The sequence below is a fragment of the Thermogemmatispora sp. genome (genome assembly GCF_019683635.1).
Classification (GTDB): domain Bacteria; phylum Chloroflexota; class Ktedonobacteria; order Ktedonobacterales; family Ktedonobacteraceae; genus Thermogemmatispora.
Genome location: NZ_JADGIA010000044.1, coordinates 1 through 19,816 on the forward strand (window position 1 = coordinate 1; position 19,816 = coordinate 19,816).

General features: G+C 62.4%; 14 protein-coding genes. 5 read left to right on the forward strand and 9 right to left on the reverse strand.

Features of this window, described 5'->3' with window-relative positions; translation table 11 throughout:
* Both IRZ31_RS07210 and selA read left to right on the forward strand, forming a co-directional pair.
* On the forward strand, window positions 1–409 hold a 409-nt coding region (locus IRZ31_RS07210), incomplete at its 5' end, for a type II toxin-antitoxin system PemK/MazF family toxin (RefSeq protein ID WP_297151665.1).
* Between the two features lie 181 nt (window positions 410–590).
* Window positions 591–1,964, forward strand: a complete 1,374-nt coding sequence (gene selA / locus IRZ31_RS07215) for an L-seryl-tRNA(Sec) selenium transferase (protein ID WP_297151668.1) — start codon at window positions 591–593, stop codon at window positions 1,962–1,964.
* A 12-nt stretch (window positions 1,965–1,976) separates the two neighbouring features.
* Here the strand turns inward: selA and IRZ31_RS07220 are convergent, their stop codons facing one another.
* The gene (locus tag IRZ31_RS07220; protein WP_297151671.1) at window positions 1,977–5,360 is read right to left on the reverse strand and encodes an adenylate/guanylate cyclase domain-containing protein; all 3,384 of its coding nucleotides are present in this window, start codon (window positions 5,358–5,360) and stop codon (window positions 1,977–1,979) included.
* A 55-nt stretch (window positions 5,361–5,415) separates the two neighbouring features.
* Window positions 5,416–6,414 carry a ribosome small subunit-dependent GTPase A gene (gene rsgA, locus IRZ31_RS07225; RefSeq protein ID WP_297151673.1) on the reverse strand — a complete coding sequence of 333 codons (999 nt, stop codon included), beginning with the start codon at window positions 6,412–6,414 and terminating at the stop codon, window positions 5,416–5,418.
* A 550-nt stretch (window positions 6,415–6,964) separates the two neighbouring features.
* Between rsgA and IRZ31_RS07230 the strand changes: the two genes are divergently transcribed.
* Window positions 6,965–8,155 carry a potassium channel family protein gene (locus tag IRZ31_RS07230; RefSeq protein WP_297151676.1) on the forward strand — a complete coding sequence of 397 codons (1,191 nt, stop codon included), beginning with the start codon at window positions 6,965–6,967 and terminating at the stop codon, window positions 8,153–8,155.
* Here the strand turns inward: IRZ31_RS07230 and fxlM are convergent.
* The 7 genes from fxlM to IRZ31_RS07265 form a co-directional block, all read right to left on the reverse strand.
* Window positions 8,109–9,464 (reverse strand): methyltransferase, FxLD system, encoded by a 1,356-nt coding sequence (gene fxlM, locus IRZ31_RS07235; RefSeq protein ID WP_297151679.1) that lies wholly within the window; start codon window positions 9,462–9,464, stop codon window positions 8,109–8,111. The genes IRZ31_RS07230 and fxlM overlap by 47 nt on opposite strands.
* Before the next feature lie 38 nt (window positions 9,465–9,502).
* Window positions 9,503–10,912, reverse strand: coding sequence for an amidase (locus IRZ31_RS07240; protein WP_297151681.1), 1,410 nt, complete (start codon window positions 10,910–10,912; stop codon window positions 9,503–9,505).
* Between the two features lie 258 nt (window positions 10,913–11,170).
* Entirely contained in the window at window positions 11,171–12,679 is a 1,509-nt protein-coding gene (gcvPB, locus tag IRZ31_RS07245; RefSeq protein ID WP_297151684.1) for an aminomethyl-transferring glycine dehydrogenase subunit GcvPB, read from the reverse strand.
* On the reverse strand, window positions 12,676–14,031 hold the full coding sequence (gene gcvPA / locus IRZ31_RS07250) for an aminomethyl-transferring glycine dehydrogenase subunit GcvPA (RefSeq protein WP_297151686.1): 1,356 nt from the start codon (window positions 14,029–14,031) through the stop codon (window positions 12,676–12,678). Before gcvPA ends, gcvPB begins: the two co-directional genes overlap by 4 nt.
* A 338-nt stretch (window positions 14,032–14,369) precedes the next feature.
* Window positions 14,370–14,756: a glycine cleavage system protein GcvH gene (gene gcvH, locus IRZ31_RS07255; protein ID WP_363325649.1), complete on the reverse strand. Its 387-nt coding sequence runs from the start codon at window positions 14,754–14,756 to the stop codon at window positions 14,370–14,372.
* Between the two features lie 129 nt (window positions 14,757–14,885).
* Window positions 14,886–16,043 carry a glycine cleavage system aminomethyltransferase GcvT gene (gcvT, locus tag IRZ31_RS07260; protein WP_297151692.1) on the reverse strand — a complete coding sequence of 386 codons (1,158 nt, stop codon included), beginning with the start codon at window positions 16,041–16,043 and terminating at the stop codon, window positions 14,886–14,888.
* 162 nt (window positions 16,044–16,205) lie between these two features.
* The gene (locus tag IRZ31_RS07265) at window positions 16,206–17,246 is read right to left on the reverse strand and encodes an ATP-binding cassette domain-containing protein (protein ID WP_297151695.1); all 1,041 of its coding nucleotides are present in this window, start codon (window positions 17,244–17,246) and stop codon (window positions 16,206–16,208) included.
* 380 nt (window positions 17,247–17,626) lie between these two features.
* Here IRZ31_RS07265 and IRZ31_RS07270 point away from each other — a divergent pair, with 380 nt between their 5' ends.
* Window positions 17,627–18,514, forward strand: a complete 888-nt coding sequence (locus IRZ31_RS07270; protein ID WP_297151698.1) for an ABC transporter ATP-binding protein — start codon at window positions 17,627–17,629, stop codon at window positions 18,512–18,514.
* A gap of 84 nt (window positions 18,515–18,598) precedes the next feature.
* Entirely contained in the window at window positions 18,599–19,717 is a 1,119-nt protein-coding gene (locus tag IRZ31_RS07275; RefSeq protein WP_297151700.1) for an ABC transporter permease, read from the forward strand.
* Window positions 19,718–19,816: the final 99 nt, after the last annotated feature.

Here is a 19,816-nt window from a genome sequence, read left to right on the forward strand (position 1 = left end):
GCCTGAAGCATTGACGTATCATACGCCTGTGCAGTTCGGCATGGTATACTGGGTGAATTTTGGCTATCCCGCCCTTCCCCCCGGCATCGAGGAGAAGCGTATCCTGGATTGGCACCCGGCGCTGGTGGTCTCCGCTGAGCCGTTCTGTCGCCACGCCGGCGCTGTCAATGTGGTCGCGCTAACGTCCTATCGGGGTAAGCTCCGTCCCTATCACCATCTGCTCTTGAAACGCGATTATCCTCTTCTGGATACCGATAGCCTGGTGAAAACGGAGCTACTCTATCCCGTCCTGCGCACGCTGCTCGCGGATCAATACGCGATCTGCCGCCTCCACGATGCCGATCTCTACGCGATTATGGGGAAGATCGCCAATAGCCTGGGCATCACGATGTATTATTCTCTGCATTGATGTCGAGGACGCAACTACCTGTGTGCGCGTGAGTAAGCGTGGAAGGGTGTGAGCAAAGCAGGTTGCGCTCAGCCTTCAGCCTGAGTGCCTCTGTCTCGTCCCTGCAAGGCTTCGCCCCGGTTAGGTTAGTCGCGGCACTGGATTGCTGTGCACTGTCTTCTTCTCTGTTGAGGATGCTGCAATGTTGCGTCTTCTTCCTTCGATTAGCGCTCTGTTGCAGTCACCCGAGGGGCTGCAGCTGAGCGCTGAGTTCGGGCGCCCTCTGGCGACGCGCGCTCTGCGCCAGGTGGTGGCGGAGGCCCGCGCCGCAGTCCGCCAGGGCGCTCCCTGCCCTTCACCCTCCGAGCTGCTTTCAGCAGCCCGCCGCTGGCTCTCGGCGACGCTCCAGCCCTCGCTTCGCCCGGTTATTAATGCCACCGGCGTGATTATTAATACTAACCTGGGTCGTGCTCCTTTGAGCGCTGCCGCCCTGCAGGCAATGCAGACCGTGGCCCACGGCTACGCCAATCTGGAGTACGATCTGGAGGCCGGCGAGCGCGGCTCTCGCTCTGTGCATGCCGCGGCTTTGCTGCGTGAGTTGACCGGCGCTGAGGCGGCGCTGGTGGTGAACAATAACGCCGCCGCGGTCTTGTTGACCTTGTCAACGCTGGCGGCGGGCCGCGAGGTGGTTATCTCCCGCGGGCAGTTGGTGGAGATCGGTGGCGGCTTCCGCGTGCCGGATGTGATGCGTCAGAGCGGCTGCCTGCTGGTAGAGGTGGGTACGACCAACCGCACCCGCCTGAGCGATTATGCAGCGGCGATCTCAGAGCGCACCGCCCTGCTGTTGGCGGTCCATCCGAGCAATTTCCGCCTGACGGGCTTCGTGGAGTCTACGCCAATCGGCGATCTGGTCAGGCTGGCTCACGATCATGGACTGCTGGTCATGGAGGATCTGGGCAGCGGCTGCTTGCTTCCAAGCGAGCGCTATGGGCTGGCGCATGAACCAATGCCACAGGAGAGTCTGGCAGCGGGTGTTGATGTGGTCTGCTTTTCGGGCGATAAGTTACTTGGTGGACCGCAGGCGGGGATTATTCTGGGACGCGCAGCGCTGCTGGAGCGCATTGCACGGCATCCACTGATGCGGGCGCTGCGAGTGGATAAGTTGACTCTGGCCGCCCTGGAGGCAACGCTGCGCCACTACCAGCGCGGCGAGGCCGAGGAGGCGATTCCCATCTGGCGGATGATTGCCCTCCCCCTTGTGCGCTTGCAGGAGCGCGCGCAGCGTTGGGCGCGAATCTTGCAGGAGCAGGGCTTGGCGGCAAGCGTGCGCTCTGGGGAGTCAACGGTCGGCGGAGGATCGCTGCCGGGGGAGACGCTGCCCACGGCCCTGCTGGCTCTGGTGGAGGGAGAGGTGCCTTGCTCGCTGGAGGAGCTGGCGCGCCGCTTGCGCGCTCGCCCGGTGCCGATCGTGGGGCGCATCCTGCGCGATGCGCTCTTGCTTGATCCGCGGACGGTCCTGGAGGAACAGGATGAGGAGCTGCTGACCGGTCTGATAGCCTGTCTGCGCGGGGCGTGAGCACTTCACCCGCTAGTCCGCTTGGCTGGCACTCTGTGCGGACGGCGCGTTGTTGAGGAGGGCCTCGATCTCGGCCAGATGCCGCAGGGCGCGCCGGTCTCTCAGGCGCTCCAGGGTGGGGCGGGCCCGCTCCAGCTGCCGACGATCGCCGCTGCGTTCAGCGAGGACGAGGCGCATGCGGGCGGCGTGCGGGGGATGCCCCGCTGTTTCGGCTGCGTCGATGGCCCGGGCGAGAGCTGGCAGGTCGTTGGTGGCCAGGGCCTGGGCGATGGCGAGGTAGGGCGCCAGCAAGGCGCTGCTGCTTTCGCTCTGCAGTTGGCTGGCACAGCTCAGCAGCGGTTGCGGGGTGCTTAAGCCGTGTTCGTTGTAGAAGCGCAGGCAATAGAGCAGGTGGAGATGATCGCGTCGCAAGCCTTCCACTGGCATGAGTTGCGGATCATCCTGTAGCAAGGCTTCTTGAAAGCCGCGCTCCTTTTCTACGGGCATGGCTGCGGGAAGTAAGGAGCGCAGGAGGATAGCCAGGTGGGCACACCGGGCCGGCTCCTCACGAGCCTGGGCGACGAGGAAGAGGCAAAAATAGGCATCGGCCAGATGGCTGGTTCGCTCCTGGTCGGGGGCAATCTGTTCGCGAATGGCATCCAGCATTGGCGCGAGGGGCTCAATCTCTTCCCAGCATCCAGAGAGGAAGGAGGCGATGGCGAGGGCGGAGAGGGTTCTACTGAGGAGGGGCAGGGGAAGATCGCCGCGAGCACAGGCTGCTTTGCCGAGGGCCAGTGTCTGCTGGTGGTTGCCAAGCACGAGATTGCTATAAGCGGCGACATTGATGGCATCTATGTACTCCTCCTGTGGCAGGGCGGGTAGACTTAAACGGCGCTGGGCGACGCCGAGCATTATTTCTTTCCTATCGAGATACCAGTTAAGCAGCCCCAGAGCGTCGAGAGCCTCGCTGAGGGCAAGGTAATCACCCCGCTGCTCAAAATAGTCGCTGGCCTCGTTCAACACGCTGCACATGGCTTCCAGTAGTTCACGAGTCTGTGACAAGCTGTGGGTCGCTTTTGTTGAGACATTCGTGAACGAGATAACCAGCTCCTCCAGATCGGCCTGTGTCTCGAACGTAGCTAGAGAATTGTTTACCTCTATGAGACCGAAACAAATGGCGACGCGCAGACGCCAGATCTCGTCTTCGGTCTTGGCCTGCTGAGCGAGAGCCAGGGCCTCCCGCCCCAGGCGGGCGACCTCGTCTGGTGAGAGTCGATGCAACAGAGCGAAGCGTGTACCGCCAATGATGATCTTACGCAGCAAACGAGCGCCGATGAGGGGATCACGCGGCTCCAGGGAGCGCCAATGCTCCAGGGCCTGCTCGTAGGCCGCGCGCCGCATACTCCCCCAATAGAGGCTGTCTCCGAGCAGTTCGTAGAGGCGCACCTGCTCTGCCGGTGAGGCCAGCTCGATAGCCAGCTCCAGCCAGTCTCTGGCCTCGGCAAAGGCCCCGGTTTGGGCTGCGAGAAGGCCCGCCTGCTCAAAAGCTCTCTGCGCTGTTGCCAGTGGAAATGGCAGCTCTTGCCGCACGGCACCCCGGCGGGCCAGGTTGAGGGCCTCGCGATAGTGATAGGCTTTCAGTTCGCAGGTGATCTGTTCCGACAGCAGAGCGGTCTGCTCTAGCCAGGCCGCCGCCTGAGCGTGCAGGCGGATGCGCTCGCCGCGGGCCAGCGTCCCGTAGGCGACGTCGCGCACCAGGTTCTGGGCGAGGGCCAGGGTTCCGTCGGGTTCAGCAACCAGTAGCTCGTGCAGCAGCAGATCATCCAGAGCCGCAGCAAAGCGTTCGGCAGCCTCTTCCGTGTCGCCAGTCTCGCCGGCCCGACCTTGCTTCTGGAGGAAGATAGCTTGCAGTAGCGCCCGGGGAGCGCTCTGTCCGGCTATAGAGGCGATCTGCAATAGACGGCGCGCCGGCGCCGGCAGCAGGTCGAGGCGAGCCAGCAGGCTGGCGTGAACGGTATCAGGCAGCGCGCTCTCCGTTAGGCTTCGGCCCTGTTGCTGCAGCTCCAGCAGACCACGCGCCAGTTCCAGGGCGAAGAAAGGATTGCCATCAGCTCGTTGAACAATGGCCTCGCGTACTGCACTGGGCAAGGCTCCCGCTCTTCCCTCTAGTAACTGATGCAGTTGTCCAGCTGTAAGAGGCGGCAGGCTCAGGCTGAGAAAGTTTTGACGGCCTGCCCCCCAGCTACGACGGCGCTCCAGCAGTTCGGGCCGGCCCAGCAGCACAAGCAATAGAGGAACAGAGGCCCGTATGCTGAGCAGAGCTTCGACGAGGTCAAGCAGGCTGTCTGGAGCATGTTGCAGATCATCAAAGATGATCAGGAGAGGAGAGCGGCGGGCCGAGCATTCCAGCAGCTGACGCCAGGCGCCGGAGATACTCTCAGGGGGGAGGCTGCTGCCCGGAGCGAGGCCGAGCGACTGCAGGATCAGCCCGGCCAGGCGGACCGCCTCTTCCTGGCCATAGCCACTCTCACGAAAGAGCTGTTGGAGGCTTTCCCGATCGATCTCCGGCACAGGCTCCGTCTGACAGGCCATCTGACAGGCGATGAGGCCACTGAGCAGTTCGCGCAGAGGCTGAACGGCGGAGCGCTGGCCATAGGGCGGACAAGAGGCGCGCACGACACGCAGCCCGGAACGGGAGGCGAGCGACTCCAGGAAAGCTTCCAGCAGGCGCGTCTTGCCGCTGCCCGCCGGGCCGATGAGCGAGAGATAGTACGGTCGTTGTTCTTCACAGGCGCGATCGAGCAAGAGCTGGAGCTGCTCTAGATCGCGCTGCCGGCCCACAAAAGGTGGCAGCTCCCGAAGGCGCCGCGGGCGCGGTGCCTCCAGAGGATAGACGCGCAAGGGTTGCGGCTTGCCTTTGACGGTCAGCTCGCGCGCCGGGGCGAAGAGGAAGGAAGATCTGGTCGCCTGCATGGTGCGCTCACTCACCAGGATCTCGCCGGGTACAGCGCCCTGCTGCAGGCGCGCAGCAACGTTGACCGCGTCACCCGTCACTAAGAAATCGCCCCGGCTGGTGTCACCTGTGGCAACGACCTCGCCGCTGTTGACACCGAGGCGCAAGCGGAAAGTGGGGGGGAGCAGAGGATCGTCTTCCACGGCCTGACGCAGGGCCAGAGCCGCCGCCAGGGCGCGCTCGGCATCGTCCCCATGAGCGCGCGGCAGCCCGAAGACGGCCATTACCGCATCGCCGACGAACTTCTCCAGCGTACCGTCATGGGCCGCGATCACTTGCCGGGCATGCTCATAGTAGCGGCCCAGCAGGGACCGCAAGTCTTCAGGATCAAGCTCATCACCCAGAGCAGTAGAACCGGAAACATCGGCGAAGAGCACGGTAACAAGTTTGCGTTCCTCGGGCATAGCATCTGGCCCTCACGCATCGGCTGCGCCTCTCGTCAGGCGCTGAGAGCACGCCTTAGCGCTCTTCTTCTTTCAGCATGCGGACGTAGCTCTGATAGCGCTGTTCGTTGATCAGACCATCCTTCACCGCCTGGCGGATGGCACAGTTTTCTTCATCAACGTGGAGACAGTCGGAATAGAAGCATTCACCCAGGTAGGGGCGGAATTCGACGAAGCAGCTCGCCAGCTCCTCTTTAGGGATGTTCCAGGCGGCAAGGGCCCGAATACCGGCGGAGTCGGCCAGCCAACCACCGCTGGAGAGCGGATAGAGCTGCGAGCTGGTTGTAGTATGACGCCCCTTGCCGGTGGAGGAGCTAACCATGCCGGTGCGCACGGCCATGCCCGGCTCCAGCGCATTGACCAGCGAAGACTTACCTACGCCAGAAGGACCGGTGAAGAGGGTGATATGCCCTTTGAGCAGCTCGCGCAGTTGCTCGATGCCCTGGCCAGTCTCGCAACTGGTCCACAGGACCGTATAGCCGAGCTGCTGATACAGAGCGGCGGCCTCTTCGACGCTTTTGTCGTGCGGCAGATCGACCTTATTGATACAGATGATCGGGTGCAACTCGGCATGTTCGCAGATGGCCAGGTAGCGGTCGAGCATACCAAAATGAGGTTCCGGTTGCGTGGTGGCAAAAACAATCACCACCTGGTCGAGATTAGCAAGCAGCGTCTGCGCCCGCGGGTTGCTCTCGCGCGAACCGACATCGCGCCGCGCTAGCTCGCTCTGGCGTGGCAGCACCTCCTCAATCAGGCCAGTCTCCGCATCAAGCCGCCGCACCTTGACGCGATCGCCAACACTCAGGCGCGAAGGCAACGTCGCCACCTCCGCTTCCGCGCGCTGCTGACGCGCCAGGGGTCCGGTGGCCTTGCCGCGCGCAGTGCGTCCCCGGGCCGCCTCGGCGAACGCCTTCTTCAGCTTGCCGCGGAGTGTGCAACGCAGCTTGCCCTGATCGGTATAGACCTCATAGATGCCGTGTGCTCCGCTAAGCACTATACCGGTCAGCAGTTCCATCTTGTACTTGCTGGCTTTCTTTCCTTCAGCACCCTCAAGCGTTCAGCGTCCTCATCTTCCGTCATAGTATTGGCTGCCTTCCCGGCATCCCCGGGCTATGATACGATGCCCCCAAGGCGGGATGAGACAGCAAAGCTCGCTGATTTCCGGCCTGCGCTGCAATCATGGTCGATGAGCACAGAAGAGACAGCCATTGCTGCTCTTTGGCTCCCCCGTTCCGAAGCACAGGCCAGAGAAGAGAGGCCCTTTTTATCTCTCCAGACAGATTACAGGAGAGACGGGCACTTTGTCAATGGACTGCGCTCTCGACGGTGAGCCACCCTGGATGAAGGTTGATCGGCGCTCACCTGGCAGACGGGCAGGCGGTTCGCTTTTTCGCCCGCGCTCTGCCCGCTGGCCGGCGAGACCCCAGTGGCAGGAGACATTGACGTTCCCCACTTGCATGGGCTAGCCTGAAACAGCATTGCTTATTGACTGGCCGGTTGGCCTGAGTTTGCCTGAGAGCAAGCTGTCGTTGACATGGCCCATGCTCAGAAGAGGAGTGGTAGTTATGCCCTGGATAGTTGGTCTCGCCAGCGTTGCGCTTGTACTCTTCATCTTACAGGACGCCTTCGAGACTGTGGTTCTTCCTCGTCGCATCTCTCGTCGTTTTCGGCTGGCGCGTCTGATTTTTCGGATGAGCTGGTGGCTGTGGCGTCGGCCCGCCCATCTCATCCACAATGGAGCGCGGCGCGAATATTACTTAAGCCTGTATGGACCGCTTTCGCTCTTATTCCTCCTGGTGATCTGGGCTGTAGGCTTAATCAGTGGCTTCGCCCTGCTGCAATGGAGTCTGGGCATGACGGTGCATGCGCCCGAGCAGCAGGTCTCGCTGAGTACCCTTTTCTATTTTAGTGGGACGACCTTCTTCACGCTCGGGCTTGGCGACATTGCTCCGGCGGCGGGTTTGCCGCGCTTGATGACGGTTATCGAAGCCGGGACGGGCTTCGGCTTCCTGGCTCTGGTACTTAGCTATCTGCCGGTCATCTATCAGGCTTTTTCGCGACGCGAGGCCAGCATAGCCCAGCTTGATGCACACGCCGGCTCGCCTCCCAGTGCCCTGGAGCTGCTACGCCGCCACAGCCAGGGAGAGCAGTTTCCAGAGCTGGTGCGCTTGTTACGCGAGTGGGAGCGTTGGGCTGCCGAGCTGTTGGAGAGCCATCTCTCTTATCCTGTCCTCATCTATTATCGCTCACAGCACGAACGCCAGTCATGGCTGGCTGCCTTGACCACGCTGCTCGACGCCTGCGCGCTGATCATTGTTTATCTGGATGACCTGCCAGCGCAGACGGCCTGGTTCACCTTCGCCATCGCACGCCACGCTGCAGTCGACCTGGCTCAGGTCTTCGATGTGAAGCCGCGGCCCACTGGCGAGGGCCGCCTGGCCGGCGAGGAGCGCGCTCGCCTGCTGGCAGCGCTGGAGGAGCTGGGGCTGGCGGTCTCACCAGAGCGCGAACAGCGCCTGGCCGAGCTACGACAGCTCTACGAGCAGTATGTCCAGAGTCTGGCACGGCGCCTGGAGATGCCTTTGCCATCCTGGGCGCCGGCGAAGGTTATCGATGACTGGCAGACCAGCCCGTGGGAACTTCTGGCCGCCAGCCGGGACACGCTGGCCTGGCAGCGTAAGATGCTCAAGCTGCAAAGGAAGTTTGAGACTATGAAGACAGGCGCTCAATCACCAGACGAGACCAGCGCCGGGTAAAGATGAGGCGCTCGGGGGCCGGCTCCTCGGGGCAGGGAACGTGCAGCGGGTAGACCCGCAGGCGCAGGTGCTCATCGCTAGGGAAAAGGAACCAGCCAGCGGGGCGGCCTGCCGTATCCCAGGCTCGAAGAAGAGAAAGCAGGCGGCGAGCCAGGTTTTCGGCCCCACCGAAGCAGCGCACCATGATTTCACAGACGGTCTGGCCACTTTGACCATTGCCACTGGCTGGCTGCTTCCAGCCCGGAGGTAACGCGAGCAAGGCAATCTGATTGTCGGCCACGACTCCAATGGTGGTGCGTATCTCCAGGCCAGCGATTTTGAAGAGCCAGGGTAGCTCGGCCAGTGCCGGATGCTCGCGCTGAGCCACGAGACTACAGGCCGCCGGCTCGTGCTGGGAGAGCCAGGTGTTAAAGCCGTAATGGATTTCATGCAGGCTGGCAAGCACGCCGCTAGGCAGATCGTACCAGGGACCGGTTAGGGCGCGATAGAGGGCGAGCACATCCACCGGCTGGTAATTATTCAGGCGCAGCTGGAGCGCAGGGCCGGCCTCGGGTCCTGGCCCGAGGGCGAAGATACCCCCAGCCTCTGTGAAGGGGCCACGCAGCATCATGAAGGCACAGTAACGCACTGAGACGCTCTCAAGATGGTCGTCTCGCCGCTCTAGAGCGACCGAAAACTGAGTATCACGGAGGACCAGCGGGAGCAGCAGGCGCCCGTTAGGCTTGAGTTGTTCGTACCAGGGCGAGGCAATATCGCCCGCAGCCACTGTGAGAATGATGCGGTCATAAGGGGCGGCGGGCGGATAGCCCTGGGCGCCGTCCCCACAGATGACACGCACCTGTGGATAGCCGGCGGCTTCCAGATGGGCACGCGCCCCTTCCACGAGGTCCTCATCGATATCGATGGTTACCACGCTGCCGCTCTCACCTACGATATGGGCCATGAGGGCGGCGTTGTAGCCGCTGGCAGCGCCTATCTCCAGCACGTGCTGACCTGGCTCCAGGCCAAGCTGCTCCAGCATGATGGCCATAATGGCCGGTTGCGAAGAGGAGCTGACACAGACCCCGTCGACGACTTTGAGAGGGATGACCTGGTCACGATAGACCTCCTCGGGTGGAACCCCTGGCAGGAAGAGATGCCGGGGTACAGCACGAAAGGCCGCCTCGATGCGAGCCGAGCGCAGGAAGCCACGCCCTTTCAGGTGCTCAACAAGGGCCTGCTGCAGTGTCTCCAGCTGGTCCCGGGGCTGGCCTGGTTCGCTCTGGTGGGCCGGATCAGGATCAGAGTCACGCACCGGACCAGCTTCCATAAGGCCCTCCTTTCCTTTCCTTCCTCCCTGTCTGCTGGTCAGGGAATGTCTCGCCGATGCCAATCGGTCAGCTGCTGGTAGGCATGAGCAATTCTCAAGACGGTCGCCTCGTCGAAAGCATTGCCCACTGCCTGGAGGCTAAGCGGGAGGCCGGCCTGGCTAAAACCACAGGGGAAAGCCACGGCGGGAAGACCAGCCAGGTTGAAAGGCAGCGTGAGGCGTAGCGAGGCAGTGGTGGCATCCTCGCGCTGGCCCTCGATGGTAATCTCTTGATCAATCTGGGCAATGGGAATGGCCGGCATGGGTTGGGCGGGTAACACGAGCGCATCAACCCGCTGCAGCACCGAGCGCAGCTGTGTGGAGAAGACGCGCCGCTCCTGCTGGGCACGGAGATAGTCGACGGCACTGATCCGTTCCCCCTCCTGCAGACGACGCAGAGTGAGGGGACCATAGAGGGCCGCGCGCTCGCTGAGCCAGCCACGCTCACGATGGGCAAAGGCAGCCTCGGGCAGCTGGATAGTGCGAAAGGTCGCCAGTGAGGGCCGGCTGAGCGACACCTCGCTGATGTGGGCCCCAGCCTCCTGAAAGATGAGGACAGCAGCCCGCCAGGCCGCACGCACCTCTGGGTCCAGTGGCGCGACGAAGTCCTCGGGTGGAAGACCAAGCCGTAAACCCTGCAGCGAGAGCGGCCCCCGTCCCTCGGGTCCCTCAATGAGTAGCGCAGAAGAGCGCGAGGGAGGGCCAGAGACACTTTCGGGGTCGCGCGGGTCGTAGCCGGCAATGGCATCGAAGATGAAGGCACAGTCTTCGGCGCTGCGCGCCAGCGGCCCAACGTGATCCAGCGAACGCGAGAGCGGTATGACTCCATGACAACTGACGCGACCATAGGTCGGTTTGAGACCAGTGACGCCACAGCAGGCAGCCGGAATGCGAATTGAGCCGCCGGTATCCGTGCCAATGGCTCCGACGCACATGCCGGCAGCAACCGCCACCGCCGAGCCGCCGCTTGAACCGCCGGGGACGTGGTCGCGCTTCCAGGGATTGCGCGTCGGTGGCGTAAAGACGCCAAGGCCGAATTCGTGGGTGTTGGTCTTGCCGATGATGATCGCTCCGTGCCGTCGCAGATGCTCCACAACACTCGCATCTTCGGGCGCCACATAGTCAGCCAGGACTCGCGAACCGGCGGTCAGGCGCTCTCCCCGCACGGCAATAAGATCCTTGACAGCAATGGGGATACCATGCAAGGGGCCGCGGAAGAAGCCACGCCGCTGCTCGTGCTCGGCCTCTTCGGCTGCCTGGAGGGCCGCATCGCGCATCACGGTGACAAACGCTTGTAGCTCACCGTCAAGAGCTTCGATGCGCTCCAGCGCCTCGCTGACGAGTTCTCCAGGGGTAGTCATTCCAGAGCGGATGTCATCCGCCAGCTCGCGAATGGATCGATAGAGCATGCTTCCCTTTCATGCTGCGCAATGCATTCTGCTTGCCCTCTGCTTGCCCCAGGCAATGGGCGGCCACGTTTTCCTTTATTGTACCACGCGCGGACCTGCTGCCACGCTCCAACCTCTCCCTCCTCACACGCCTTCCTCCAGGCTTCCAGAGACAGGGGACACAGGAAGTCGCGCAGAAAGAGCTAGCCAGCAGAGTAAGCAGGAGAGGCTGACCACTCTATCCGCGCGACTGCTCCGCTCGCTCCTGACGCTGGGAGCTTACGGCTGCCCGAGTCCGTGGGTTGCTTCCTGTCCTGGCTTCCAGCGCAGGTTTGGACGGCGCGCCGCCAGCGCCTGGTCGAGCCGCCCCACTGGCGTGGTATGCGGCGCCGTTTTGACAATCTCGGGATTGGTGCGCGCCTCGTGAGCAATCTGACGCATGACCTTGATGAAGTAGTCCAGCGTCTCGCGCGTCTCGGTCTCGGTCGGCTCGATCATCATCGCTTCGTGGACAATGAGCGGGAAGTAGACTGTGGGGGCGTACATGCCAAAGTCGAGCAGGCGCTTGGCGATGTCGTTGGCCGTAACGCCGCTCTCCTGCTTTTGGCGCTGAGCCGTGGCGACAAACTCGTGCTGGCAGAGCCGCACCTGGGGAAAGGCGATTTCGTAGTCAGACGCCAGCTCGTGACGCAGATAATTGGCATTGAGAATGGCGCTCTGGGCCACGCGCAGCAGGCCATCAGGCCCATAGGTGCGGATATAGGCGTAGGCTCGCACGAGGACCCCGAAGTTGCCTGTGTTGGCGCGCACTTTGCCAATTGAGAGCGGCCCCGGATCAGCCCAGTAATAGTTGCCTTGCTCGTCTTGGGCCGGCAACGGACCAGGCAAGAAGGGGACAAGGTGCTCTTTGACCCCGATGGGTCCTGCGCCCGGCCCACCACCTCCGTGGGGAGTGCTACAGGTCTTGTGTAAATTGAAATGCACGACATCGAAGCCCATATCGCCCGGGCGCGTGATACCCAGCACTGCATTGGCATTGGCCCCATCGTAATAGAGCTGCCCGCCCGCCTCATGCACCAGACGCGCGATCTCGACAGCGTTGCGGTCAAAGATGCCCAACGTATTGGGATTAGTCAACATGATGGCCGCCACCTGCTGCCCCTGGCTATCAAGCAGCGAGCGCAGACGATCCATATCGAGGCCACCGGTCGCCGGATCGGTCTTGATCTCGACGGCGCGGTAGCCAGCCAGGGTAGCGCTGGCGGGATTGGTGCCGTGGGCATTGTCGGGAATCAGCACCAGATTGCGATGGCCCTCACCGCGATGCTCATGGTAGGCTTTGATCAGCATCAGGCCAGTCAGCTCACCATGTGCGCCCGCCGAGGGCTGCAGCGTCACGCGGGCCATGCCGGCGATCTCGGCCAGATACTGCTCTAACTCGTACTGTAACTGGATCGCCCCCTGCACGGTGCCCTCGGGTTGCAAAGGATGGAGCAAGGCGAAGCCGGGCAGGGCGGCCATATCCTCGTTCAGCTTGGGATTGTACTTCATCGTGCAGGAGCCGAGCGGATAAAAGCCGGTATCGACGCCAAAGTTGCGCTGCGACAGATGGGTATAGTGGCGCACAATCTCGATCTCGCTCACCTCCGGCAGCGGAGCCGGCTCCTGGCGCAGTAGATGGGGCGGTACCAGACTCTCCAGCGGCTCAGCAGGGACGTCGAGCGCTGGCAGCGTCGCAGCGCGTCGTCCGGGGGCGCCTTGTTCAAAAATCAGCGGCTCTACGCTCATGCCGCCACCTCCTTGAGGGCCGCCACCAGGCGGTCGATATCATCGCGAGTGCGCATCTCAGTAACGCAGAAGAGCATATGGTCGGCCAGATCGGGATAATCGCGGCCCAGGTCATAGCCACCGATGATGTCGTACTGCAACAGGTGCTCCTGTAAGCGACTGGCCGAGATCGGGAGACGGATCACGAATTCATCAAAGAAGGGACTGCTGAAGGCAGGTTCGAAGCCGGATAGGGCAGTGATCTGGTGCTGAGCGTAGTGGGCCTTGTGCAGGCAGAGAGCTGCCAGCTCGCGCAGGCCCTCCTTGCCCAGGGCCGCCATGTAGATGGTGGCGCCAACAGCCAGGAGCGACTGATTGGTACAGATATTAGAGGTCGCGCGCTCACGACGAATATGCTGCTCGCGTGCCTGCAGCGTCAGTACATAGCCGGTCTGCTTGGCCCCACCCTCCTCGACGGTCTGCCCGACCAAGCGCCCGGGCATCAGGCGCAGGAAGCGCTCGCGCGCGGCCAGGAAGCCAAGGGCCGGCCCGCCGAAGCTCATCGGATTGCCGAAACTCATCAGCTCGCCAACAGCGATATCGGCCTTGTACTCCGCCGGCGAGGCCAGCAGACCGAACGAGGCTGGCTCGCTGGTGACACTGATAAAGACGGTGCGGCTATGGCGATGCACCAGCGGCTCGATAGCTTTGACATCCTCAATACAGCCAAAGAAATTCGGCTGCTGGATGGCTACGGCCACGGTCTCCGGCCCAACGGCGGCCTCCAAAGCGGCCAGCGAGGTGACACCGTTTTCCGTGGCTACCTCACGCACGCTGAAGCCGCGCGCGCGGGCGTAGGTGCGCAGAACGCGCCGATACTGAGGATCAACGCCGGCAGAGACGACAACTTCTCCCTGACCACCCGGGCCAAGGGCCATGAAAACGGCCTCGACGAGAGCGGTGGCTCCATCGTAGAGGGAGGCATTGGCAATGTCGAGACCGGTGAGCTGGCAGACCATTGTCTGAAACTCGTAGATGGCCTGCAGCATCCCCTGGCTGACTTCCGGCTGATAGGGCGTGTAGGAGGTCACAAACTCGGAGCGCCGCTGTAGATGCGGTACAACGCTGGGAATGGTATGCTCGTAGGTGCCGGCACCCAGAAAGGAGATCACCCGATCAAGGCTCTTGTTCCTGGCCGCCATGCCCATCATCAGCCGCTTGAGGTCTGGCTCGGCCAGGGCCGGCGGCAGATTGAGGGGACGGCGCAGGCGCACCTCCTCGGGCACCGGCTCTAATAAGTCCTCCAGCGATTGTAAGCCCAGGCGCTCAAGCATGGCCTGCTGCTCCTGGGGCGTGTTCGGTATGTATCCCATCGTAACTTCATCTCCCGAACGGCGAACTGGGAATCAGGGTCGGTCAGACTCGACGCTCACTGGCCCGCTGAAGCGGCCTTCCATCGGCTGCTCCGCTTCAGGCTAAGGCTCAGGACATCCAGACATCTGACCAGTTGTGACAAAGGTGGCCCGCCAGCGCGGGCGACGCTGCAGCTGCGCGCCCTCTCTTCGCCTCTCCCAGTGGCTGGTCCAGCAGACAGGGCTGTCGAGTGGCAGGTAGGCGAGTGAGAAGCTGCAGAATAGCGGCATAGGCGGAGCGGGCCACAGCGAGCAAGCAAGTTTCAGTTAGTCAGGCAGTCTGGCAGGCGGGCAGGCAGTCAGCGCCCTTCGAGATAGGCAATGTACTGCTCAGCGGTCATAAGATCATTCAATTCTGCAGGGTTGCTCAGCTTTACCACCAGCATCCAGCCATCCCCGTAAGGCTGCTCATTGACCAGCTCAGGGTGATCTTTCAACAGCTCATTGATCTGCAGGACCTCACCACTGACCGGCGCTACCAGCTCTGAGGTAGCCTTCACGGATTCGATGTCGCCGAACTTCTGATCGCGGCCTATCTGTTGACCGGGTGTCAGAGGGATCTCGACATAGACAACGTCGCCGAGTTGGTCCTGGGCGTAGTCCGTGATGCCGATGGTCGCCTGGTCGCCCTGGACGCGGACCCACTCATCGGTTTTGCTGTACTTGAGGTCAGCCGGATGGTTCAGGCTCGCCATATCCTCTGTCTCCTTCTGCTCTGATCAGCGTTTCACTCCTGGTCAGCTCGCAGCGCAGGCCAGGGCCTTCTACTTGTTTGTCTGGTCCCTGACGATTGTGTCGCCTGCGCGACCAGCTCCTTACTTGCGGCGCTTGTAAAAAGGCAGAGTCACGAGGCGCGCGGCCAGGCGCCGATCGCCAATCTCGACCTGCACGAGGTGCTCGGGGATCGCGCGAGCTGCCTCGACATAGCCCATGCCGATGCTCTTGTTGAGCGTTGGACTGGGGGCGCCGCTGGTGACCACGCCGATGGCCCGCTCGTTAGCTCCACTGCTCCCGCTTTCGCCGCCAGTGTCGCTGTCATAGATAGTATAGCCGCCACGGGGCACCCGGCGCTCCACCATCTCCAGACCCATGAGCTTGCGCGCCGGCCCCTGCTCGCGGACCCGCAGCAGGGCCTCACGGCCAATGAAGTCACCTTTTTCAAATTTTACCGTCCAGGCCAGGCCGGCTTCCAGAGGATTGGTCTGCTCTGTCAGCTCATGGCCGTAGAGACAATAGCCGGCCTCCAGACGAAGGGTATCGCGCGCACCCAACCCGGCGGGCACCAGACCACGCTCTTTCCCCGCCGCGAGCAAGCGCTCCCAGAGCATGGGGGCCTGCTCCGCCTCGCAATAGAGTTCAAAACCGTCCTCGCCTGTGTAGCCGGTGCGCGAGATCAGGCAGGCCAGCCCCGCCACACTGCCCGGCAGGCAGCGATAGTAGCGAATCGTCGCCAGGTCAACTGATGCCAGGGGCTGGAGAATGGCCTGGGCCTCCGGTCCCTGCAGGGCCAGCAGGGCTGTTGCTTGTGAACGATCTGTGATCTGGAGACCGCTGAAGCGCCGGGCCTGCTCCTGGAACCAGGCCAGGTCTTTGGCAATGTTGGCCGCGTTGACGACAACCATGTAGCGCTCGGCCTCCAGACGGTAGACGAGCAGGTCGTCGATGACGCCCCCCGTGGGCAGGCAGAGCGTCGTATAGAGCGCCTGGTTGATGGCGAGCCGCCCGACATCATTCGGGACCAAATACTGAAGAAACGGCAGCGCCTCTGGACCTTCAACCTGGAATTCGCCCATGTGGCTGACGTCGAAGAGGCCAGCCCGCGTGCGCACGGCCCGGTGTTCTTCGAGGATGCTGCTGTACTGCAGCGGCATCTCCCAGCCTCCAAATTCGACCATGCGCGCCCCAAGGGCCCGATGCTGCTCATAGAGTGATGTGCGTTTGAGAGGAGCTGCTGCGGCTTGCTCTGCTGTCATCATTGACTCCTTGGCAAGGTTCGAGGCTTGGCTTGGTGTGCCTGCCCGATTGACGCTTCCACTATAACAGATTTTGCCGACAGCGTCGAATCGCCTTCTTCCCTCTAGATGGCTGGTCCCAGGCACTGACCAGCTCGCCCGACGCCGGGAACCGCGTCGCCGTCAGTAGTCGAGCAGATTCTGCAGCTCTTTTTCTGACTGCTTGCTCAAGGGAATCATCGTTTCCTGGGGATCGTCGAGCTGGAGCGTGTAGCTGTTGCGCGTGAATTGGATGACGGCCTTGATATGCTGTAGGTTGACCAGGTAGGCGCGATGGGCTTTGAAGAAGCCACGCCCGTTGAGGCGCTGCTCCAGCTCCTGCAGTGTGAGATTAGTGGAGGCTTCCTCGCCGGAGATGGTGCGCAGAATGGTGCGACCATCGCGGCTGGTGGCATAGAGGACCTCAGCGGGATCGTAGAGCATGATGCGATCCTCACGGCGCGCTGTGACCTTGTAGGGGACATAGCGCGTCGGCGTCGCCGTCCCCTCCTCCCCTTCCTTGCTTTCGCTCCCACCGGAGCGCGCCGCATAGCTATAGTCGCCGCTGATGTGCCCGGCCTCCAGCTCAATGACGCGCGAGCAGAACTTGCCCGCCCAGGCGAGATCTCTGACACCGATCAGCACAGCGCTCCCCTGAGCGGCCAGATTCTGGATGAGATGAGCGAAGAGCTGGGCAGTATCCCAATCGACGCGCTCCACCGGCTCGTCGAGCAGTGCCAGGGCCGGCTGCAGCAGCTGCAGATGAGCGAAAGAAAGACGACGCCTGGCCGAGAGCGAGAGCTTGCTGATCGGTTGCCGTACCTGATCGCCCAGGCCGACCGCCGTCAAGGCCTCATCAATGCGTCGAGAGGGAAGAGCGTGGAGCGTGCAGAAGAAGGCCAGAAACTGCCGCGGGTTCAAGCGCTCATAGAGCAGGTCCTCCGCAAAGAGCAAGGCGACACGAGTCCGCGCCTGGCGGTCACGCGAGAGATCGCGCCCGTCCAGGATGATGCTCCCTCCACTGGGCTTAAGCTGGCCGCTCAGCATGCGCAGCAAAAGGGTCTTGCCACAGCCCGAAGGACCAACCAGGGCCACGATTTCCCCCGCGCCTATCTGCAGATGGGGAATGGAAAGCACGGTTCGCCCCTCAAGCGTCTTCTCCAGCCGACAGATTTCTAACAGCATAACGCTCCTTCCTCTCACGATGCGGCAGTCGAGTCTGGATCGAGCGATGAGGATTCCCGCAGATTATTATACAGGAGAGCCGGCCCGGGCAGAAAGAGCAGATCCAGGCCTCCGGTAGACCCCTGTTGTCCGCCAGAGCTGCGCCATTCATGCCAGCCTGTGCTCCACTCAGCCTCAGTCAGCGACCATTCACCCCCGCAGAACAGCCTCTTAAGACCCCTATGACGCCAGCCGGCCTTTTTTTGTAGCGCTGCCTGGTAGCAGATGGTACAGTCAGCTCAGAGCCATCCGCCGGGCGGGAAAGGTCCCGGCAGATAAGCAATCAGACAGACAGTTAACAATCCAGCCATAAGAGTGAAGAGAAGAAAGGAGATCCTAGCGTGGAGCACCAGTTTGGGCCGGAGCTGATGATCGAAGCCCATCAGCTGCGGCGCACCTTCGGCCAACGTCAGGCCGTCGCTGACCTGAGCTTCAGCGTCAGGCGCGGCGAAATCTTTGGTCTACTCGGCCCCAACGGCGCCGGCAAGACCACTACCATCCGCCTCCTCAGTGGGCAGATTATCCCTGATAGCGGCTGGGCGCGCGTAGCCGGCTGCGACGTGGCCCGAGATCGCCTGCGTCTGAGGCAGCGTATCGGGGTCGTCTTTGAGGAGCAAAACCTGTACGAACGGCTCTCGGCGCGCGCCAATCTGCGCTTCTCCTGCTGGCTCTACGGCTTGCCAGAGAAGCGCATTGACGAAGTACTCACCTTAGTCGACCTGCGCGACCGCGCGCGCGAGCCAGTGGGGAAGTTTTCCCAGGGTCTCAAGCAGCGCCTGCTCATTGCGCGTGCCCTGTTGCATAAGCCATCCGTCCTCTTCCTTGACGAGCCGGGCCGTGGTCTCGACCCCATCTCGGCGCATACCGTGCGCCAGGTCATCCGGCAGCTGAGCGAAGCAGGCACAACGATCCTGCTGACCACCCACCTCATGGAAGAGGCCGACCAGCTCTGTCAGCGCGTCGCCTTCATTGTCAACGGGCGCCTGGTCGCCAACGACGCCCCGCGGCAACTGAAGTTGCAGCACGGTAAACGTCTGCTGCAGGTCACGCTGGAAGAGCAGCAAGACCACAGCCAGCACCTGTGCGACATCACACTCAAGCTAGATGACGTTGACGATCAGCAGCGGCTGGCGCGCTGGCTCAGCGAGGGACGGGTCCGCGCTCTCCACACGCAGGAGGCCAGCCTGGAAGAGGTCTTCTTCCACGTCGCCGGCGTGCCGCTATCCTAGCTGTCGTCGCTTTCGTCAGAGTCCAGCCAGCCTGGCAGAAGACAAGAGAAACGCCCAAAATTTGCTTCAGGGAGGGTTATCACTATGCACCTGCGCAGCATTCTGGCCATTGCCCGCAAGGATCTCATCGATATCGTCCAGAACAAGGCGACGCTCGTCGGGCTGCTCCTACCCATCTTCATGGCCGTGCTCTTCAGCCTCATCAATAGCCTCATCGGCGGAACACCGACGCGCCTGCTCATCTACAACCCTGGCCAATCGCCGGTCGAGCATATCGTCAGTGCCGCCTTCTCGACGCCCACCATCACGCACGCGGCTAGTGCCGCCGAGGTCGAAGCGGCTTTCGGTCCTGATGGAGTCCACAAGCAGTCATCCTACGCTCTCGGTCTGATCGTTCCCCCCACCTTCGAGAGCGACCTGCGCGCGGGCCGCCATCCGCAGCTACAGCTCTTCATCAACGGCGATAGCGTTGGGACCACCCAGCGCGCTCTGCTGGCTCAGGCCCTGACCGACTACGGGCGCCAGGTCGTCACCCCCGAGCCGCCACTGGCCGTGGTCACCAGCACGATTAATCCGCCTCAGCCGAGCACCTTCAGCGAAAACAGTAAAGCCTTCTTCGTCATGTACGTGCTCGTCATGACCATCATGAATGCCACCGGTATCGTACCGGGCCTGATCATCGAAGAGAAAGAAAAGAAGACTCTGCGGATGCTGCTGGCCTCGCCGGTCTCTTTCGGCGACATCATCGCCGGCAAACTGCTGGTCAGCCTGGTTTACCAGGTGCTGCTGCTGGCTCTGGTCTTCCTTATCATGCAGGGGTTAACCGGCAACCTGCCCTGGCTGCTGCTCTTCCTGCTCATCGGGGCCTGCCTGACCAACGCCATCGGCCTTCTGATCGGCTGCCTCTTTAACACCGTCTCGGCCTCGGGAGCGGTTGGGGGTATCCTCATCTTCTTTTTCATCGTGCCGGCGCTTTTCGTCGGTCCACTAGGGCAGTTTGTTCAGAACCAGTCTTTCATGACTATCATCAAGGCCATTCCGGTCTACTACCTGGCCGAGGGCATCTACAACGCCTTGACCGGTCAGACGCCAGCCGCGACGATGTTGACCGATCTGGCAGTCATCGCCGGAACGACGCTGCTGCTCTTGGTGTTGGCCGCCTGGAGCCTGCGCCAGCAGGCGGCAGTCGCGAGCACCATCTAGCGCGCATCAAAGGAGGGAGAGATTTGGGCTGATCACCGGTCACGGTCCAGCACGGCACCGCTCATCTGGCCCGGCAGTTTGGCCCCTACCACAGGCACC